Origin of the sequence: Mycobacterium sp. 852002-53434_SCH5985345, from assembly GCF_001667155.1 — a bacterium.
Lineage (GTDB): Bacteria > Actinomycetota > Actinomycetes > Mycobacteriales > Mycobacteriaceae > Mycobacterium.
Genome location: NZ_LZIE01000076.1, coordinates 123,584 through 142,004, shown reverse-complemented (window position 1 = coordinate 142,004; position 18,421 = coordinate 123,584). Strand labels below are relative to the sequence as shown.

16 protein-coding genes are annotated in these 18,421 nt (G+C 68.2%); 10 read left to right on the top strand and 6 right to left on the bottom strand.

Annotated elements, in window-relative coordinates:
• The first annotated feature begins 151 nt into the window (after positions 1–151).
• Entirely contained in the window at positions 152–637 is a 486-nt protein-coding gene (locus tag A5756_RS20440) for a hypothetical protein (RefSeq protein ID WP_066956652.1), read from the top strand.
• A 75-nt stretch (positions 638–712) separates the two neighbouring features.
• Here the strand turns inward: A5756_RS20440 and A5756_RS20435 are convergent, their stop codons facing one another.
• Complete coding sequence (locus A5756_RS20435) at positions 713–1,804, bottom strand: galactokinase (protein WP_066956649.1); 1,092 nt, start codon at positions 1,802–1,804, stop codon at positions 713–715.
• Positions 1,801–2,880, bottom strand: coding sequence for a galactose-1-phosphate uridylyltransferase (galT, locus tag A5756_RS20430; protein ID WP_197505464.1), 1,080 nt, complete (start codon positions 2,878–2,880; stop codon positions 1,801–1,803). Before galT ends, A5756_RS20435 begins: the two co-directional genes overlap by 4 nt.
• Before the next feature lie 107 nt (positions 2,881–2,987).
• Between galT and A5756_RS20425 the strand changes: the two genes are divergently transcribed.
• Positions 2,988–5,201 carry an FUSC family protein gene (locus A5756_RS20425; protein WP_066956701.1) on the top strand — a complete coding sequence of 738 codons (2,214 nt, stop codon included), beginning with the start codon at positions 2,988–2,990 and terminating at the stop codon, positions 5,199–5,201.
• A gap of 6 nt (positions 5,202–5,207) precedes the next feature.
• Here A5756_RS20425 and A5756_RS20420 read toward each other — a convergent pair whose 3' ends face one another.
• Positions 5,208–5,615 carry a hypothetical protein gene (locus A5756_RS20420; protein ID WP_066956643.1) on the bottom strand — a complete coding sequence of 136 codons (408 nt, stop codon included), beginning with the start codon at positions 5,613–5,615 and terminating at the stop codon, positions 5,208–5,210.
• Between the two features lie 98 nt (positions 5,616–5,713).
• On the opposite strand from A5756_RS20420, the gene A5756_RS20415 reads away from it, so the two are divergent.
• Both A5756_RS20415 and A5756_RS20410 read left to right on the top strand, forming a co-directional pair.
• Positions 5,714–6,967 (top strand): cytochrome P450, encoded by a 1,254-nt coding sequence (locus A5756_RS20415; protein WP_066956640.1) that lies wholly within the window; start codon positions 5,714–5,716, stop codon positions 6,965–6,967.
• 151 nt (positions 6,968–7,118) lie between these two features.
• A complete protein-coding gene (locus A5756_RS20410) occupies positions 7,119–8,285 on the top strand; it encodes an FAD-binding domain (RefSeq protein ID WP_066956698.1) in 1,167 nt (388 codons plus the stop codon).
• Here A5756_RS20410 and A5756_RS20405 read toward each other — a convergent pair whose 3' ends face one another.
• Together A5756_RS20405 and A5756_RS20400 are read right to left on the bottom strand one after the other, a co-directional pair.
• Complete coding sequence (locus A5756_RS20405) at positions 8,286–9,656, bottom strand: cytochrome P450 (RefSeq protein WP_156659716.1); 1,371 nt, start codon at positions 9,654–9,656, stop codon at positions 8,286–8,288.
• 40 nt (positions 9,657–9,696) lie between these two features.
• Positions 9,697–10,569: an alpha/beta fold hydrolase gene (locus A5756_RS20400; RefSeq protein ID WP_066956635.1), complete on the bottom strand. Its 873-nt coding sequence runs from the start codon at positions 10,567–10,569 to the stop codon at positions 9,697–9,699.
• 109 nt (positions 10,570–10,678) lie between these two features.
• Between A5756_RS20400 and A5756_RS20395 the strand changes: the two genes are divergently transcribed.
• From A5756_RS20395 to A5756_RS20380, 4 genes are all read left to right on the top strand, one after another.
• Positions 10,679–11,572 carry an NYN domain-containing protein gene (locus A5756_RS20395; RefSeq protein WP_066956632.1) on the top strand — a complete coding sequence of 298 codons (894 nt, stop codon included), beginning with the start codon at positions 10,679–10,681 and terminating at the stop codon, positions 11,570–11,572.
• Positions 11,559–12,749, top strand: a complete 1,191-nt coding sequence (locus A5756_RS20390) for an MFS transporter (protein WP_082948219.1) — start codon at positions 11,559–11,561, stop codon at positions 12,747–12,749. The genes A5756_RS20395 and A5756_RS20390 overlap by 14 nt, the downstream gene beginning before the upstream one ends.
• A gap of 150 nt (positions 12,750–12,899) precedes the next feature.
• Complete coding sequence (locus tag A5756_RS20385; protein ID WP_066956694.1) at positions 12,900–14,138, top strand: cytochrome P450; 1,239 nt, start codon at positions 12,900–12,902, stop codon at positions 14,136–14,138.
• A gap of 103 nt (positions 14,139–14,241) precedes the next feature.
• Positions 14,242–15,591: a hypothetical protein gene (locus A5756_RS20380; protein ID WP_066956629.1), complete on the top strand. Its 1,350-nt coding sequence runs from the start codon at positions 14,242–14,244 to the stop codon at positions 15,589–15,591.
• A gap of 5 nt (positions 15,592–15,596) precedes the next feature.
• On the opposite strand, the gene A5756_RS20375 is transcribed toward A5756_RS20380, so the two are convergent.
• The gene (locus A5756_RS20375) at positions 15,597–16,511 is read right to left on the bottom strand and encodes an alpha/beta hydrolase (RefSeq protein ID WP_066956626.1); all 915 of its coding nucleotides are present in this window, start codon (positions 16,509–16,511) and stop codon (positions 15,597–15,599) included.
• 135 nt (positions 16,512–16,646) lie between these two features.
• On the opposite strand from A5756_RS20375, the gene A5756_RS20370 reads away from it, so the two are divergent.
• Both A5756_RS20370 and A5756_RS26070 read left to right on the top strand, forming a co-directional pair.
• A complete protein-coding gene (locus tag A5756_RS20370) occupies positions 16,647–17,378 on the top strand; it encodes a 2-thiouracil desulfurase family protein (protein WP_082948218.1) in 732 nt (243 codons plus the stop codon).
• A 744-nt stretch (positions 17,379–18,122) separates the two neighbouring features.
• Entirely contained in the window at positions 18,123–18,368 is a 246-nt protein-coding gene (locus tag A5756_RS26070; protein WP_156659714.1) for a hypothetical protein, read from the top strand.
• Positions 18,369–18,421: the final 53 nt, after the last annotated feature.

Sequence of the window (18,421 nt, the reverse complement as noted above, 5' to 3'; positions counted from 1 at the left end):
CCCCCCCCCCCCCCCCCCCCCCCCCCCCCCCCCCCCCCCCCCCCCCCCCCCCCCGCGGGGGGGGGGGGGGGGGGGGGGCGGGCCCCCCCCCCCCCCCCCCCCGCCACCCCATCGCTAGGCCACGGAACCCCATTGGCTTTACGGTAAGCGCATGCCAGAGCAGTCCCATGCGATAGACGCCGGGCACCCACCGTCGGCGCTACTGCGCATCGTCAACCCGATGCTGGGCTTCTTGCTGCGCACCCCGCTCGCCGGCGCCGCCCGCAAGGAGCTCATGGTGCTGAACTTCACCGGGCGAAAAACGGGCCGGCCGTTCTCACTTCCGGTGAGCGCCCACATGATTGACAATCAGCTGTACGCGCTGACGGGCGCCCCGTGGAAACAGAATTTCCGCGGCGGCGCGCCCGCGCGGGTCGTCTACGACGGGAAGCAGACCGCGATGCGCGGCGAGCTCATCCGTGACCGCGCCGTGGTCTGCGATCTCTTCCTGCGCTGCGCCGAGTCCTACGGCGTTCGGCGCGCCCAGCGGATGATCGGGCTGAAGTTTCGCGATCAACGCATACCGACGCGCGAGGAGTTCGCCGAGGCGGTCGACCGCATGCACCTGGGAGCGGTGCGCCTGACTCCGGCCGAATAGCCGTTACTCGGAGCCGGCCGCCCGCAGATGCGCGGTGAGCAGGGGCCGTGACTTCGACGTCGCCGGTCGGCTCGGTTACCCACCCGGCCCCGCGCCGGCGGCGGCACGGGTTCGGGCGATGACCGGTTGCTCGAAACCGGCGTCGCCCACCGCGCGTCGCACCGCCTCATCGATCGCGCGGGTGCGGTCGGTCGGCACCAGCGCGATCACACAGCCGCCGAACCCCCCGCCCGTCATCCGCGCGCCGAGGGCGCCCGCCCGCACCGCGGTGTCAGCGATCAGATCGATGTGTTCGGTGGTGATCTCGAAATCATCACGCATGGACGCGTGCGAGGCGCTGAAGATTCGTCCCACCTCGGCGAAGTCCGAAACATTGAGCGCCGCAACACAATCGAGCACACGCTGATTCTCGCTCAGCACGTGGCGGGCCCGGCGGGCGTCGACCGGATCGCGCACCGCGGCGGCGAGGGACGGACCGCGGTCCTGGATCTCGCGCAGCGACGCCACCCCGAGATCCGCGGCCGCCCGCTCGCACGACGCGCGGCGCGCGGCATAGTCGCCGTCGGCGTGACTGTGGGGGGCGCGGGAGTCGATCACCAGCAGCGCGACGCCGGCGGCGTCCGGGTCGAAGGCCACCGGCGCGACCGTGACATCGCGGAAATCGATCAGCAGCGCGGTCACCGGCCGGCCGTACAGCGAGGCCAGCTGGTCGAGCAAACCCGTCGGGGCGCCGACGTAGTCGTTCTCGGCGCGCTGGGCGAGCCGCGCCTGCTCCTTCGGGTCGATGCGCACCCCGGCGCCCGCCGCGATGGCGCCCAGCGCAGCACACTCCAGCGCCGCCGACGACGACAACCCCGCGCCCATCGCCACATCGCTGGTGATCCGCATCGCGCCGCCGGTCACCGGGTGACCGGCCTGATGCAGCGCCCACATCACGCCGGCCACGTAGGCGGCCCAGCCGGTCACGCCGCCGGGAGCGGTGTCCAGCGGAATGCGCACCCGCCCGTCCGCGCGGTCGCTGGCCACGGTGATCGCATCGCCGCGGTCGGGCGTGAACGTCACCACCGTGCGTTGCGGCAATGCGATCGGCAGCGCGAACCCCAGGTTGTAGTCGGTGTGCTCCCCGATCAGGTTGATCCGCCCGGGCGCGGAGTACCGGACGGTCACGCGAGCTCCCGCAGGCGCTGGGCCACGCTCTCGGGCGTCACATCGCTGATGAACGCGTCCATACCCGACTCGGAGCCCGCCAGGTACTTGAGCTTGGTGGCGCTGCGCCGGATCGACATCAACTCGACGTGGAAGTACCCGTCGGCCTGCGCGTCGGTGTCGGAGTACTGGTGCAACGCCGAAATATAGGGCAGCGGGGAGGAATACATCCGGTCGAATCGCCTCAGCACATCGAGGTAGACCCGCGCGAACCCGTCCAGCTCGTCCTCGTCGAGCTCGATGATGTTGCGCACGAACCTGTTCGGATAGATGTGCACCTCGACCGGCCAGCGCGCGGCGAACGGCACGAACGCGGTGAACAGGTCGTCGCGCGCGACGATTCGGCTGCCGTCCGCGACCTCGCCGGCCAGTAGGTCGGCAAAGAGATTGGTGCCGTGGTGCATTCGATGCCGGCGCGCCTGTTCCAGCATCGCGGCGGTCCGCGGCGTGAGATAGGGATAGCCGTAGATTTGACCGTGCGGGTGCGTCAACGTCACCCCGATCTCCTCGCCGCGGTTCTCGAAGCAGAACACCTGCTCGATGCCCGGCGTGGCCATCAGGTCGCCGGTGCGGTGCCGCCACGCGTCGAGGACCAGCCGGGCGTGCGCGGGTTCGAGCCCCGCGAACGAGCCGGTGTGGTCGCTGGAAAAGCAGATCACCTCGCAGCGCCCCTGCCCCGGGGCGGACACGAAGCCGTCACCGGCGGGCGCGAGTGCCGGTCCGGTGCCGGACAGGCTGGGGAACCGGTTTTCGAAGACGACGACGTCGTAGTCCGGTGCGGGCACCTCGCTGGTCAGCCCCGTCGGACCGGGGCACAGCGGGCACTGGTCGGGGGGCGGCTTGTATGTGCGGTCTTGGCGTAGCGCCGCGACGATCACCCACTGCCCCATCGTCTGGTCGAACCGCAACTCGGTCTGCTGCCCGTCGCGCGCCGGCAGCGGCCTACGGTCTTCGACCGGCGCCGGACGGTGCCCCGGCAGCGCGAAGAACAGCAGGTCACGGCCATCGGCCAGCTTCGCCCGCGTCGGCGCTGTCACGATGTCGAAGACTAGCTTGTGCCGAAGTTCGGGTAACCATGATGCGTTCAACAGGCGAGAAGGGGGGCACGGCGATCAGCGTTTTCTACGAACAAGCCGGCAACTGGGTGATCGGCTCCGATCCCGGTCTGCTCCGGCTGCGGATGGCGACGCGGACAACGGCCGCGCTCGGTTGTTCGCTGCTGGCGCTGTACGTCCTGACCCGGGCGACGGGACAGCCGCTGACCGTCGCCTTGTTGGGCGTCGTCATCACGATGGTCGCGTCGCGGTCCGTCAACGAGCCTGACCCGCACCAGCAGCGGATCACCATGGCCCTGCTGCCCCTGCCCGCGGCGGTCTCCATCACGGCCGCCGCGGTGCTCGCGTCCCACCAGGTGGTCAGCGACGTGGTGTTCGTGATGGTGGTGTTCACCGCCGCGTACATTCGCCGCTTCGGGGCGCGCGGCCGGGCGCTGGGCATGGTCGCATTCATGTCCTACTTCTTCACCTTGTATCTGCGAGCGCGCATCTCGGAGCTGCCGTGGATGATCGGGGCGGTCGCGGTGGGCACGGTCTGCACATTCGTGATGACCACCTACGTCATGCCCGATCGACCGGAGCGCGTGCTGCGGGACACCGTCCGGGCGCTGCGGGCCCGGATGGCGATCGTGGTCGACACCACGGCCGAAGCCGTGCGTACCGGCCGCCTCGACGATCGGCGCCGGCGTCGCATGCGTGCGCGCACCCTCCGGCTCAACGAGACCGCCCTGATGGTGCAGAGCCAGATCGAGGACAATGCCGACCCCGCCATGCTGTGGCCGGGTGTCACCGCCGAACAGTTGGCGCCGTGGCTGCTGGACGCCGAGCTCGCCATCGAATGGGTGGCCACGGCCGGGCGCCGGGCGGCGGCGCTGACCGCGGAGAACCCGGACGCCATACCAAGCCAAACGCGGGCCGAGCTCGTCGACGCGCTCGCGCGGCTCGCGCGCGCCATCCGCCTCCCCGAACCGGGCGGCCTTCGACAGGCCGCCGCCCAAGCGCAGCGGCTGCTGAACGAGCAGTGCGGCCCCGCCGACGCCGACCCGGACAGCACCGCCGTGCGCCGCCTCGCCCTGGCTGTAATCAACGCCGCGACAGCGACTTCCGACGTGCGGACCATCGTCGACCGCGCGGCCGCCGGGGGTACCGGCGGCGTGGAAACCGGGGGTAGCGAGCGGCCGCCGGCCGCCGAGGACGCGCCCCCGGACGAGGCCGCCGAACCGTCGCAGCCGGCGGGCCTGTTACCGACCACGCGGCAGGCCATCCAGGTCGCCGTCGCCGCGTCGCTGGCGATCGTCGCCGGCGAATTGGTGTCGCCGGCGCGCTGGTATTGGGCGGTGATCGCCGCGTTCGTCATCTTCGCCGGCACCAACTCGTGGGGCGAAACCCTGACGAAAGGCTGGCAACGCCTGCTCGGCACCTTGCTCGGCGTGCCCTGCGGTGTGCTGGTGGCCACGTTGCTGGCCGGCGACAGAACGGCCGCGCTCGCCGGTATCTTCGTGTGCCTGTTCTGCGCCTTCTATTTCATGACGGTCACCTACAGCTTGATGACCTTCTGGATCACCACGATGCTGGCGTTGCTGTACGGCTTGCTCGGCCAATTCTCGTTCGGCGTACTGATGTTGCGGATCGAAGAGACCGCGCTCGGTGCGGTCATCGGAGTGACCGTGGCCATCGTCGTGCTGCCCACGCACACCAGGGCCGCGATCCGTGACGACACCCGCACCTTTCTGGCTAGCCTGTCGGCCCTGATCGAGGTGTCCGCCGCGACCATGTTCGGTGAGGACGAGAGCGTCAGCCCGTCGGAGCAGGCACGCCAGCTCGACCGGGACCTGCAGCAGTTCCGCGTCACCGCCAAGCCGCTGCTGGCGGGGGTCGCCGGCCTCGCGGGCCGGCGCAGCATTCGCCGGGCGTTGCGCATCTTCGCGGCCTGCGACCGGTACGGCCGCAGCCTGGCCCGCAGCAGCGAGCAGTATCAGGACCCGGTGGGGTCGCAGCCCCTTGCCGACACGTTCTCGGCCGCCGCGGCCCAGACGCGGCGCAACATCGACGCGCTGGCCGCCGCGATCGGCAGTGGCCGCGCGCCGACCATCGTCTCGGCCGCCGACGACCTCGACGCCGCCGAAACCCTGGCCCGGCAGCGAGACGGCGAGACGGGATCGTCGGGCCAACCGGGGCCAGATACCCGGCGATTCCTCACCGCGGTGCACGCGTTGCGCCAGATCGAGCGAGCCGTCGTGACCGCGGCGACCAACCTGGGCGGGCGCGAAACGGCCAAGGCGCCCAGCCCGATTCGGGGCTGAGGGCGGTCAAAGGCCGGGCAGGCACGCGGGAAAGTAGCAGGGCTGATTGGGCCCCTGGGCCTTTCGCACCAGGTCGAACAACGTGAACGTGGTTTGCAACAGTCGCATTTCCACCCCGGGCCGTTGCGCCGGCGGGAGGTTTTGCACCTCGTTGGACACCGTGGTGGCCTGCCGCTGCAGCTGCGTCAGCCGTTGCTGTCGCTGCGGCGGGGTGAGGTTGTCCCAGTTGTCGTGCAGCTCAGCCACCTGCCGCTGCAGCTCGTCGACATCGGCTTCCGGATCGGACTGCCCGCCCGGTGCCAAGGGGTAGAACTGGCTCGGGACGGGCGCCGCGGCGATCTCGGCCTGCGCGCAACCGGCCGCCACCACCGCGCCGGCGGCGAGGCCGGCCGCCACGATCACAATGATCTTCATGAAGGCTTCTTTTCTTCCAGGCTCGGCTTTATGGTGCTGGCAGTAAGACATGTCGAGTTTGCTACCGATCCCAAGAGGCACGTCTCTGGAGAAGTCCGATGGCCACACCGAACCTCCCGCCGGGCTTCGATTTCACCGATCCCGATATCTATGCCCAGCGGCTGCCGGTGCAGGAGTTCGCCGAACTGCGCGCGACGGAGCCGATCTGGTGGAACGAGCAGGCGCCCGACGCCGGCGGGTTCGGCGACGGGGGCTACTGGGTGGTCACCAAGCACCGCGACATCCGCGATGTCTCGCTGCGCAGCGAGGTCTTCTCGTCCGCGACCAAGTCGATCGTCCCGCGTTACCGGGACGACTTGGCGGCCGGCCAGATTGAGGCCGGACGGGCGTCGATGATCATGATGGACGACCCCGAGCACAGCCGGTTGCGCAAGATCGTCTCGCGGGCCTTCACGCCCCGCGCGGTCGAGCGGTTGCGGGCCGAGCTATCGGAGCGGGCGCGGCGCATCGTGACCGAAGCCGCGGCGGCCGGGTCGGGCGACTTCGTCCGTCAGGTCGCCTGCGAATTGCCGCTGCAGGCCATTTCCGGGCTACTCGGGGTTCCGCAGGAGGATTACGACAAGCTGTTCGACTGGACCAACAACATGATCGGCAGCGACGACCCGGAGTTCGCCGGTAACGACGCGCTTACCTCAGCGGGCGAATTGATGTGGTATGCAATGCAATTGGCCGCACGCAAGCGCGAGGATCCCGGTGACGACATTGTCACCACCCTGATACATGCCGATGCCGAGGGCCAGCACCTGTCCGAGGCGGAATTCGGAATGTTCGTGGTCACCCTGGCCGTCGCCGGAAACGAGACCACCCGCAACTCCATCACGCAGGGGATGATGGCCTTCACCGACTATCCGGAACAGTGGGAGTTGTTCAAGGCACGCCGGCCCAAGACGGCCGCCGACGAGATAATCCGTTGGGCCACACCGATCACGGCCTTTCAGCGCACCGCGTGCCAGGACACCGAGCTCGGTGGTGTCCGGATCGGCAAGGGCCAGCGCGTGGTGCTGTTCTACCGGTCGGCCAATTTCGATGAAGAAGTCTTCGACGACCCCTACGCCTTCAACGTCTTGCGCAGCCCGAACCCGCACGTCGGATTCGGCGGCACCGGAGCGCACTACTGCATCGGCGCAAACCTGGCGCGCATGACGATCGACCTGATGTTCAACGCCCTCGCCGATCACCTGCCCGACCTGACTCCGCTGGCGAACCCCGAGCGGCTGCGGTCGTCGTTCATCAACGGCATCAAGCACTGGCAGGTCGACTACCGGGGCGCGCGTACCCCCGTCGCCCACTGAACCCGGCGTCGCACTCACCGGCCGTCGAATGGACATGGTCGCCGGCGTGCGTCGACGTCGCCGCCGCATTGCTGACGCGCGGCGAGTCGCGAACCTTCGACCGTGAGCGGCTAGACGCCGCATGGCAATGGGTGCGAGCGTAGAGACAACCATGAGAATCGCCATCAGCGGTGCCGGCGTCGCGGGGGCGGCGCTCGCCCACTGGCTGCATCGCACCGGCCACACGCCGACGCTGATCGAGCAGGCACCGCACTTCCGCACCGGCGGCTACATGATCGACTTCTGGGGTGTCGGCTACCAAGTGGCCAAGCGCATGGGCATCGAGGAGCCGATCCGCGAAGCGGGGTACGAGATGGAACGGCTGCGTTCGGTCGGCTCGCGCGGCGAGGTCAAGGCGGACGTGAAGGTGGACGTGTTTCGCCGGCTCCTAGGCGCCGATTACACGAGCCTGCCCCGCGGCGACCTGGCCGCGGCCATGTACGCCACCATCGAGGACAAGGTCGAAACGATGTTCGGCGACAGCATCGCCGCCGTCGACGAGCACGGTGACGGTGTCCGACTCACCCTCGACAGCGGCGGCACACGCGAATTCGACCTGCTGATCGGCGCCGACGGACTGCATTCCAACGTGCGCCGTCTGGTCTTCGGGCCCGAGGGGCAGTTCGAGCACTATCTGGGATGCAAGGTCGCGGCCTGCGTGGTCGACGGCTACCGGCCGCGCGACGAACTGGTCTACGTCACCTACGCCGCCCCCGGGCGCCAGCTGGCGCGTTTCGCGCTGCGCGGCGACCGTACGACATTCCTGTTCATCTTCCGCGCCGAACACGGCGTCGCCGGTGTGGACCCAATAGAGGAGCTGCGCAACACCTTTGGCGACTGCGGCTGGGAAGCCCACGACATGCTGGCCGCGCTCGACGGTGCCGACGATTTGTACTCCGACGTCGTCAGCCAGATTCGGATGGACCGCTGGTCGAGTGGCCGGGTGTTGTTGATCGGCGATGCGGCCGGGTGCATTTCGCTGCTCGGCGGCGAGGGCACCGGCCTGGCGATCACCGAGGCCTACATCCTGGCCGGTGAGCTGGTGCGCGCCGGAGGCGACCACCTCCGCGCCTTCGACGCCTACGAGACGCGCCTGCGTCCCTTCATCGCGAACAAGCAAGCGGGCGCTGTCCGCTACACCGGGTTCTTCGCCACCCGCACCCGACTCGGACTGTGGTTGCGCAACATGGCCCTGCACACCATGAACTTCGCCCCGCTGGCAACGGTTTTCGCGGGCGGCGTGCGCGACGATTTCGAGCTGCCCGACTACGGCATATAGCTACCGCGCCGGTGTCTCCGTCGCCGACGGCGCCGCGGCGGGGACGACCCTGAGCGCACGGAGCCGGATGCGCGCGCCGCGATGCGGTATCAGGACAACGAATTTCAGCTTCTGCCGTTCGCCGGCCGCGGTGGTGGTGCGCAACTCGGCCCGGCGCAGAATCTCGCGCAAAACCACGCGCATCTCGACCATGGCGAAGCCGGCGCCCAGACAGCGGCGGTTGCCGCCGCCGAAGGGGAACCACGTCGTCGGTGTCAGGGTGGCGCCCAGCATGCGATCCGGATCGAACCGGTCCGGGTCCGGATACACCGTGGCGCTGGTGTGCACCAGCCCGATTCCCGGCGCCACCATGACCCCGGCCGGCAGCCGGTAGCCGGCGACGTCGGCTGGTTGGGTGAGCACCCGCCCCACGTCGAACACCACCGGACGGATCCGCAACGTCTCCTTCACCAGCGCGTCGAGATACTCGTCGCCGGCCGGATCGCCCGCGGCGCTGGCCTCGGCCGCCAGCACTGCCTTGGCCAATATGGCCGGGTGGCGGGTCAACCGCTCGAGCGCCCAGGACAACCCGTTGGCGGTGGTGTCGTGCCCGGCCACCAGCAACGTCATCAGCTGGTCCCGCAGCTCGCGATCGGACATCGTGCGCCCGCCGTCGTCGGCGCGTACCAGCATGGCCAGCACGTCGGTGCGCCCGGCCAGGTCGGGGTCGGCGCGGCGCTCGGCGATCTCGGCGTAGAGCAGGCGGTCGGCTTCGGCCATTCGCCTGCGCAGTCCCCGCCATGGGAGGTAGCGCTGCAGCTCCGGCTTCGCCAGTGCCAGCGTCGCCCACGAACCCACGGTGAGCAGCTGCGGCATGATTTCACGCAGCGCGGTGAGCCGAGCCGGGTCCGTGGCGCCGATGACCGTTCGCAGGATCACCTCGAGGGTGATCTCCGACATCTTGGGCGCGGCCGCGAAGGTCTCCCCCACCGGCCACCCCGCGATGTTCGCCGCCGCGATCTCGGCCATCAGTCCTGCCTGGCGTGCGACGGCGTCGCGATGGAACGGCGGCAGCATCAGACGGCGGCGATCCCGATGGACGTCCTCGTCGACGACCAGAAGAGAGGTATCGCCGAGCAACCCGCTCAGAATCGAATTCGCTTCGCCGGCATGGAAGACGTGCGGGTCACCGGCAAACACCGTCTTGATGTCTGCCGGGTCGGCCAGATACACCAGCGTGCCCATGCCCGCTACCCGCAGCGTGAACACGCTCCCATAACGACGGCGGCAGGCGGCGACGAAGTGCGACCCACGGTGCAGCATCAACGCGGCCTGTACCGCCCGGGGCAGCCGGGGCCCCGGCGGAAGCGCGGTAGGCGGGGCAGTGCGCATCACCGCAATTTTACGACCGGAGTGCGCACCGAAGCGACGCTTAACTCTGCAGCTGAGTGCTCTCCGTTTGACGGCGGTCGCCGGTCGCGATGAAGTCCTCGATCAGCTCCACCACCTGGTTCGGCGTCTCGACCTGCGCGAAGTGGCCGACGTCGGGCAGGATTTCGAGCCTGGCATCGGTACGTGCCTCGTGTGCGGCGTACGCGTGATCGACGGGAATGATGGCGTCACGCTCGCCCCAGATCGCCATGACCGGCAAGTCCTCGCGCAGCCGCAGCCTGCTGAGCGCGCTGACCGCCTGGCCCCGGTAATCGACCACCGATCGCAGCGTGCGCAGGAACGACTGCCGGGTCTCGCCGTCGGACAACGACGAGTAAGCGCTCCACATCTCGGCGCCGCGCGGCGATTGAATGCCGGCGCCCCGCAACCACGACCTGAGCCGATTGCCGACGGCGAGGACGGGTTTCGGGGCGATGATCGGCAGCACCAGCTCCGCGCCGGGCGCCGAGAGCAGCCGCAACACCCAGCCGACGTCGGGGCCCAGGCCGCCGCTGCTGATCAGAATCAACCGCTTGGCGTAGTCGGGGTGCTGGTAGACGAACTGCATCGCGACCCCGCCGCCGAGCGACTGACCGACCAGGCTGGCCTGGCTGACGCCGAGTTCGTCGAGCAGGTCACGAAGCCACACCGCGAAGGCGCCCAGCGAATAGTCCGTGCGCGGCTTTGCCGACTCCCCATGGCCGAGCAGGTCGGGGGCGATGACCCGGAACTTCTTCGACAGCATCGGTATCACCGATCGCCACGTCTCCGAGCTTCCGGCCATCCCGTGGATGAGTAGGAGCACCTCGCCGTCGCCTTCGTCGCGGTAAGCGACGCGATCGCCGTGCAGCTCCAGATACTTCAACTCGTTCATTGCACCGGGATACCCGCTCTCGCCTCGGTTACGGCCGCAATCGGGCGAATCGTGACGGAAAACGCATCCGGCCCGTCCAGTGCCCGGCGCCTCAGCAATGATTTAGTCCATGACCGAACCGGTTGCGGCCCGCGTGGCCGTCTACCTCGACTTCGACAACATCGTGATCTCCCGATACGACCAGGTCAACGGCCGAAGCTCGTTTCAGCGCGACAAAGCCAAGGGCCTCGAGCAGTATTCCGAGCGGCTGGACCGGGCCACCGTCGACGTCGGCGCGATTCTAGACTTCGCGTCGTCGTTCGGGACCCTGGTGCTCACCCGCGCCTATGCGGACTGGTCGGCGGATATCAACGCCGGGTACCGCGGGCAGCTGGTGGCCCGCGCGGTCGACCTGGTGCAGTTGTTCCCCGCCGCGGCCTACGGCAAGAACGGCGCCGACATCCGGCTGGCCGTCGACACCGTCGAGGACATGTTCCGCCTGCCCGACCTCACCCACGTGGTGGTCGTGGCCGGTGACTCCGACTACATCCCGCTGGCCCAGCGCTGCAAGAGGCTCGGCCGCTACGTCGTGGGCATCGGGGTGGCCGGCGCATCGAGCCGGGCGCTGGCGGCGGCCTGCGACGAGTTCGTCATCTATGACTCGCTGCCAGGGGTGCCGGCGCTCGAACCGCAGGCCGCGGGCGCCGAGGCGGACGCAAAGCCGTCCAAGCAGCGTGCGGGGCGCGCCAAGCCGGAGCAGCCCGACGAGCCGGAGCCACCCGATCCGCAGGCCGCCGCCACCGCGCTGCTGACGCGTGCGCTGCAGATCGGCCTGGAGAAGGACGACGTCGACTGGCTGCACAATTCGGCAGTGAAGGCACAGATGAAGCGGATGGACCCGTCGTTCAGCGAAAGGTCCTTGGGATTCCGGTCATTCAGCGATTTCCTGCGTTCGCGGTCCGATGCCGTCGAATTGGACGAGACGTCGACGACACGGATGGTCCGGCTTCGTGCCACAGAGTGAACCCGACGTGGGGCCCCGCTGGCTCACTCGCAACGTCCGGGTGCTCTCCGGGGTCTCGTTTCTGCAGGACACGGCCAGTGAGCTGTTGTATCCGCTGTTGCCGATCTACCTGACCGCGGTGCTGGGTGCGCCGCCGTCGGTGGTGGGAGCCGTCGAGGGCGCGGCCGAGGGCGCCGCCTCGCTGACAAAGCTCGCCTCGGGTCCGCTCGGCGACAGGTTCGCGCGGCGCCCGTTGATCGCCACCGGGTACGGCATGGCGGCGCTGGGCAAGGTGATCATCGCGGTGGCCGGGGCGTGGCCGGGCGTGCTCGCGGGTCGCGTCGTCGACCGGCTCGGTAAGGGCGTGCGCGGTGCGCCGCGGGACGCGCTGCTGGTCGACGATGTGGACGACGCCCTGCGCGGCCGGGTTTTCGGCTTCCACCGCGCGATGGACACCTTCGGCGCCGTCTTTGGTCCGCTGCTCGGGTTGGTGGGTTATGAGCTGCTCGACCACCGGATCGCGCCGTTGCTGTATGTCGCCATCGTGCCCGCCGTCCTGTCCGTGGCGCTCGTCTTCCTCGTGCGCGAGCGCAGCAGTCGCGCCCCGCGAGCGCAGCAATCGATGTGGGCCGGCGTGCGCTCGTTGCCGCGGCCGTATTGGCGGGTGACCGCAGTCCTCGTGCTGTTCAGCGTGGCGAATTTTCCCGACGCCCTGCTGTTGTTGCGGCTGAACGAGATTGGTTTCTCGGTGGTGGGGGTGATCCTGGCATACGTCGGGTACAACGCGGTGTATGCCCTGGCCAGCTACCCGGCCGGATCGCTCGCCGACCGCATCGGCAGGCCGGCGTTGTTCGGCCTCGGCCTGGCATTCTTCGCGATCGGCTACATCGGGCTGGGACTGACCACCGACATCGTGACGGCGTGGCTGCTGATCGGCGCCTACGGGCTGTTCACCGGGTGCACCGACGGCGTCGGGAAGGCCTGGATTTCGGGGCTGGTCGACCCGGAGCACCAGGCCAGCGCGCAGGGCTTGTTCCAGGGCGGCATCGGACTGGCCGTCCTGGTGGCGGGGTTGTGGGCGGGCTTCCTCTGGGGTGCGAATGGTCAACTGCCGCTGCTCATTTCGGGAGTCACCGGCGGGGTGTTCGCGGCCGGGCTGATCGGCAGCCAACTGGTTCGCGGCATGAGACACGGGTAGGCGTCGAACCACACGGCCACACACGCCTTTTAATTTGTATGGCCCGTTAGCCCGAGAAGGCGCGAGATCGTTGACACCCAATCGGTACGGCCATACATTGTGTGAAAGTTGTCGCGAACGGATCGCTCGCGCGGCCTCGAGGAGACCGTCATGACCGTCGGTACCGCTCCCACAAGCGTTTTCGATGCCGATCTGCCGACGCTGACCTATGGCGCCGAAGAAACCCCCGCCGACGTCTATCCCCGCCTCCAGGCGGCGCAACGGCAGGCTCCCGTCGCCATCGGACCGCACGGACCCGAAGTCCTCTCCTACCACCTCGTCCGCTCCGTCCTTCGCGACGCCCGATTCCACATCCCGCCGGGGATCAACCTGCTCGTCCAGGGCGTCACGTCGGGCCCCTTGTGGGACAAGGTGATCAACAGCCTGCTGTGCCTGGAAGGCGACGCACACCATCGGCTGCGCAGCCTGACGTCCAAGGCGTTCACGCCCCGCGCGACCATGCGGCTGCACGACACCATGGTCGAGGTGATGAACGGACTGGTGGACACGGTCATCGACGCGGGCAGCTGCGACGTCGTCACCGACCTCGCCCGCCCCTACCCCGTCCCGATCATCTGCGCATTGCTCGGCGCTCCGCGCGAGGACTGGCAGCAGTTCTCGTTGTGGGCGGACGACGTCTTCAAGGCCTTCAGCTTCAGCGTCGACCTGCGCGCGGTCGAACCCGTCGTCATGAACGCCTGGCACCAGCTCGACGCCTACGTCGAGGACATGGTCGCGCGGCGGCGGCACAGCTTGACCGATGACCTGCTCTCCGACCTGATTCGCGCCGAGGACCCTACTTTTTCAGGCGACCGGCTGAACACCGCCGAGCTGCGGATGCTCGCGGGCGGCCTCCTGCTGGCGGGCACGGACACCACTCGGAACCAGGTGGCCGCCTCGGTACACGTCCTCTGCGAGCACCCGGAGCAATGGGGCCTGCTCAAGGAGCACCCCGAACTGGCGATGCGCGCGGTCGAGGAGACCATGCGCCACTCGCCGATCGCGTGCGGGACCCTTCGCCTGGTGGTCGAGGACGCCGAGCTGGACGGCTACCTCTTTCCCGCCGGCACGATGGTCCTGGTGAACACGGCCGCGGCCAACCGCGACCCGGCGGTGTACGACGAGCCAGACCGGGTCGACATCACGCGTGAGGGGGCGCCGCCCATCCTGACCTTCGGCGGCGGCGTGCATTACTGCCTGGGCGCCAACCTGGCCCGCCGCGAGATCGCCGAGGCGCTCAACGTCATCGCGGGCCGCCTGCTCAACCCCCGCACCGCGGGACCGGTCCCGTGGAAACCGATGGTGAGCCTCAGCGGACCGAAGCGCCTGCCCATCGAGTTCGACCGGTAGCCGGTCGCGGGCCTGGTGTGACGAAGACCGCCTGACACAAGTCGCGGTTAGTCCCGGCCCGCCTTACGCTCGTTGGTTACACGAACTTAACGGGGGTTTTCCGATGCGGGCTTTCACGGGGCAAACTGCGCCCAAATGCGGGCTTGCCCTCGTCGCATCGGTCATCTGCCTGGCCGCCGTGTCCTGTTCGGAAACCGCGTCCCCGCCCGCGGCGACCCCGACCACCTCGACTTCTCCGTCGAAAACCGCCACCAGCGCGGCCCCATCGCCGGCCGCGATAACGGGTCCGCTGGAGAAGGATTGGAAAAGCTATGGCGGAACGGCGTACTTCGGTTGCCCCGACAGACTTTCGACGAGCAAATCCGCGATCGAGGACATCCGACCGAAAATCTTCGATCCGAAAACCGGTCAATACATCGCGCCGGCCGTTCCGACGCTAGCCGCCGGCGAGAACCTCACCGGCGCCGTCTGTGCGCTGACGGGCACGGCGGACGACATGAGGGTCGTCTACATCGTCACGACCGTCAAACCCGCCCAGGCGCAACAACCCGCAGTCACCAAGGCGACCGCGTACGCCTACGACTTCAAGGCGGGTCAACCGTTGGCGACAAAAGAACTGCAGCCGCCGACCCCCGACCTCAAGTTCACCGCGGCGAAGGACTGGGGGCTCGCCTCGACCGCGGCGGGTGTGGCGTGGACCAACGCCTTCACCGACGGGCACGGCGCCACGTCACCGCCCCGGACCGTGCTCCTCTCCGGCGCCGACCTGTCGATGCCATGGAGCGACCCCCAATCCGGGCGTGCCTGGCAGGACGTCCTCGCATTTCAACGCAACACCGACGCCGCCAAGACGTCGGGCGCCGAGCTGCGCCGGCCCAGCGGGGAGGCGATCTATCAGGACAACGACATCCGCAGTGTGGATGCCGAATTGACGGATGGCCCAAACAAACTGGTCCAGATCACGCACTGGGATTCTTACAATCCCCCGGTGCTGTCGACGATGTTCTATGACCTGAACGCCAAAGCCGTCATCAAGATCGGTGACTCCGACCGCATTCCCGGTGGCGGGCTATCAGCGACGTTGTCCGGCGGGAAATTGTTTGTCGATGGCCATGATTCGGGCAACTCCGCGTTCGGCTTCGGGGTGTGGAACCTGCGCAGCCAGCAGTGGGATTATCTGAAGACGCGGGACGACGCGAAGAAGATGTCGATTGCCAAGGTGGCGTTCTTCGAAGACCACCTCTACATCACCAACACCGGCAATACGTTTGCCGTGCTCGCCCTGCCCGCCACCGATCCGATTGCGACCACTTGGTCCGTTCGGCCCTTCACGCGAATATCGGGCTGGACGCTGGTGTGCCGCGGTGAGAATGCCGCGGCCTTGAACGGGGACTGCAAGGACATCGTGATGGTGCAAGACCAGGACGGCCATTTCCCTGGGCCCTGGTCCTGACCTCGTCAGGGGTCCCGTGTCAGGTGGCGGCGCAGAAACTCCGTCTCGACCGAGCTGATCGCCTCGAAGAGAGTGCCCGTGTAGACGTCGAAGTGCCCGACCGGATAGCGGTGCAGTTCAACGTTATTCATTGCTGACGCGATGCGTACGGCGAACCTGGGCGACGCTTGCAGGTCGTGGTCCCCCACGCACATCAGGACGGGCATGTGCAGTTTCTCCGCGGTTCCGCTGCGGTAACGCGGCAACGCGAACAGCATGCGGGGAGCCAGCGCATTGCGCCAGCCGACGGCTTCGCCGCCCAGCGCCTCGAACGCGGCTTTCGCCTCGGGCTCCGTGAACACCGCGGTCTCGCCGGGATCGGCAACCACCGGAACCAGATACGGCGGCCGGCCCCACTTCGCGCCAACAGCGTCGCGCACCGCTGCGACGGTGAATTGCAGCGTCCGCCGCGTGACGTCCCAGCTGAGCCGCTCGCGCAGCCCGCGGCCGCGGTGCCAGCCGTCGATCAGCGGGACCTGCGTCACCACGGCGGTGATTTCGGGATCCGTGGCGGCGACCGCCAGCACGTGACCACCGCTGAGGGACGTCCCCCACAAGCCGATTCGACGCGGATCGAGGTCGTCACGGCCGCGTGCGTATCGCACCGCCGCCCGGTAGTCGTCTCGTTGTTCGGCGACGTCGATGACTTGCCGAGGCTCGCCGCCGCTGGCTCCGAAATGCCGGTAATCGAACGCCAGCACCGCAAGGCCCGCCGCGGTGAACTTCTCCGCGTACGCGGGCAGACCGAGGCGCTTGGTGGCGCTGCCGCCGTGTCCCATCACCACACAGGCGAGCCTGTCGCCCGCTTGGGCGGGCCGGTAGAGGTCGGCCGCGCACCGCACCCCGCCGGACTCGAAGGACACTTCCTCAAACGCTGACACACCGGTTCCGCTCTGAGTCGGTACAACGTGGTCTCAATCTGCCCGTGGCCGCGCCGCCCCACCAGAACCAAGAGGACCACCCTTCGGTGACCTTGGCCCCTACTGAACGGTCAAGCGGATGTCGATGCTCTCGGTATGCGTGGCAGACGACCGCAGTTGCTGCTCGACCAACTCCACGACGAACGCGGCCGACGGGTTGTGCTGGTCTCGCACTGCCTGCTGAACGAAAACACCCGTTACGCCGGCGGCGCCACCCGACCTGGTGCCGTGCCGGAGGTGGTCGAGGAGCTGATGAACGCGGGTTACGGAATTCATCAGCTGCCGTGCCCGGAGCGGCTGGCCTGGGGCGGGGTATTGAAGCCCCACAGCCTGCACCTGCACCACTCCAAGGGCGGATGGCTGTATCCACTGCGCGGCCCACTGCTGCATGCCTTCGTGCTGTGGACCCGCCTCGTCTATCGGCGCTTGGCGCGGCAGGTCGCCCGCGACGTTGCCGACTACCAGCGTTCCGGGATCACGGTGGCCGGCATCGTCGGGATCGGTGCCTCGCCGTCGTGCGGGTTGACCACGACGCTGGACATGCGGGCCTCGCTGGAGGTTGTCGCGTCGTGTCCGGCCGCCGCCCTGACGCGGGACGTGATGACCGAACGTGCCGTTCTCGGGTGCCGTCGCGAGGGTGAGGGCTTGTTCATCGCTGCGCTGGATCGGCGGTTGCGCCGTCGGGAATTAGAGGTTCCGGCGCTCGAACACGACCTCGCGGCGGAGCTTCGGGGTTCGCGGCAGACAGTGCTCGCCGTGGGAGCGGTGCGGACCCTGGGTGCACTCGGGCAGCGAGATACCCCGCCGAGCGGTGGCACACCCCACTGACCGTGCTCCCGAGTCCTCAGCTGCGACAGCACAACTCAATAACATCGGCCGCGCAAAAATGCTCTTGCGTTTGATACCCTACGGGGGTATAGTCCTCGGTATGAACGAGACAGATACCTGCCACTGCAAATCCACCGGTTGCACCTGTGGGGACTCCGCCTGCACCCGGGCGGGCGGCTGCACCTGCGGTCACCCCGCGTGCACGTGTAACGATTAGTCACCTTCAGTTCAAGGCCTCGACCCCGCGTCGAGGCCTTGACTGGTTTATCGATGCTTGCGGCCACAACGTTGACGTCATTACCCTACGGGGGTATGGTTGCCGGCATGGAAGCGGCCGAATCTTGCCGCAGATTCGCGGACTCAGGCTGTAAGTGAGTCATTACCAGGTGATTACGAGACTCTTTATCAGCATCAGCGTCGTCCTCGGCGCCGGGGTCGAGCTAGCGCCAGCGACCAGCGGTGACCCCGGCCCGTTCAGCAACCTGAGCTGTCATTGCCCGTCGCCACCGGATCCCAGTGCTGATGTTCCCGGTCAAATCGCCCGCGGAATGCACGACGGTCTCTCTCGGCTGCAAGCCCATCAAAGCGATTCGCCGCCAGCCAGACCCTGATGCGGGCCGCCCTGGGTGGTCTCGATCCGGCGTGCCCCTTGACACTCGTGGGCGCAGAGGACTTAAGCCCCTACCCCCTTGGGGTATGAGCTCGCACACTGAGGGTTACGCGCAACAGAGAACGGAGACTCTGATGAAATCTCGAGCGAGAAAGGCGATCGTGCTGTTCAGCGGTGCGACGGTGCTGACTTTGGCGGCAGGTTTCGGCGGCGGCGAAGTGCTCAGCAACACCACCACACCGATGGCAACCCCGACCTCCACCGTTGCGCCGGCACCCCCGGCCAAAGACGGTCCGGGAGCGCCCGCAACGAGTCAGCCCACGCGGGACTTCGACGGTCCACATGGCGACACCGGATGTATTCCCCATATCAACTGTTAGGTCATCGACACCGTCGCGAATGCGAACAGATGTGGTTGTGCCCGAACACATCC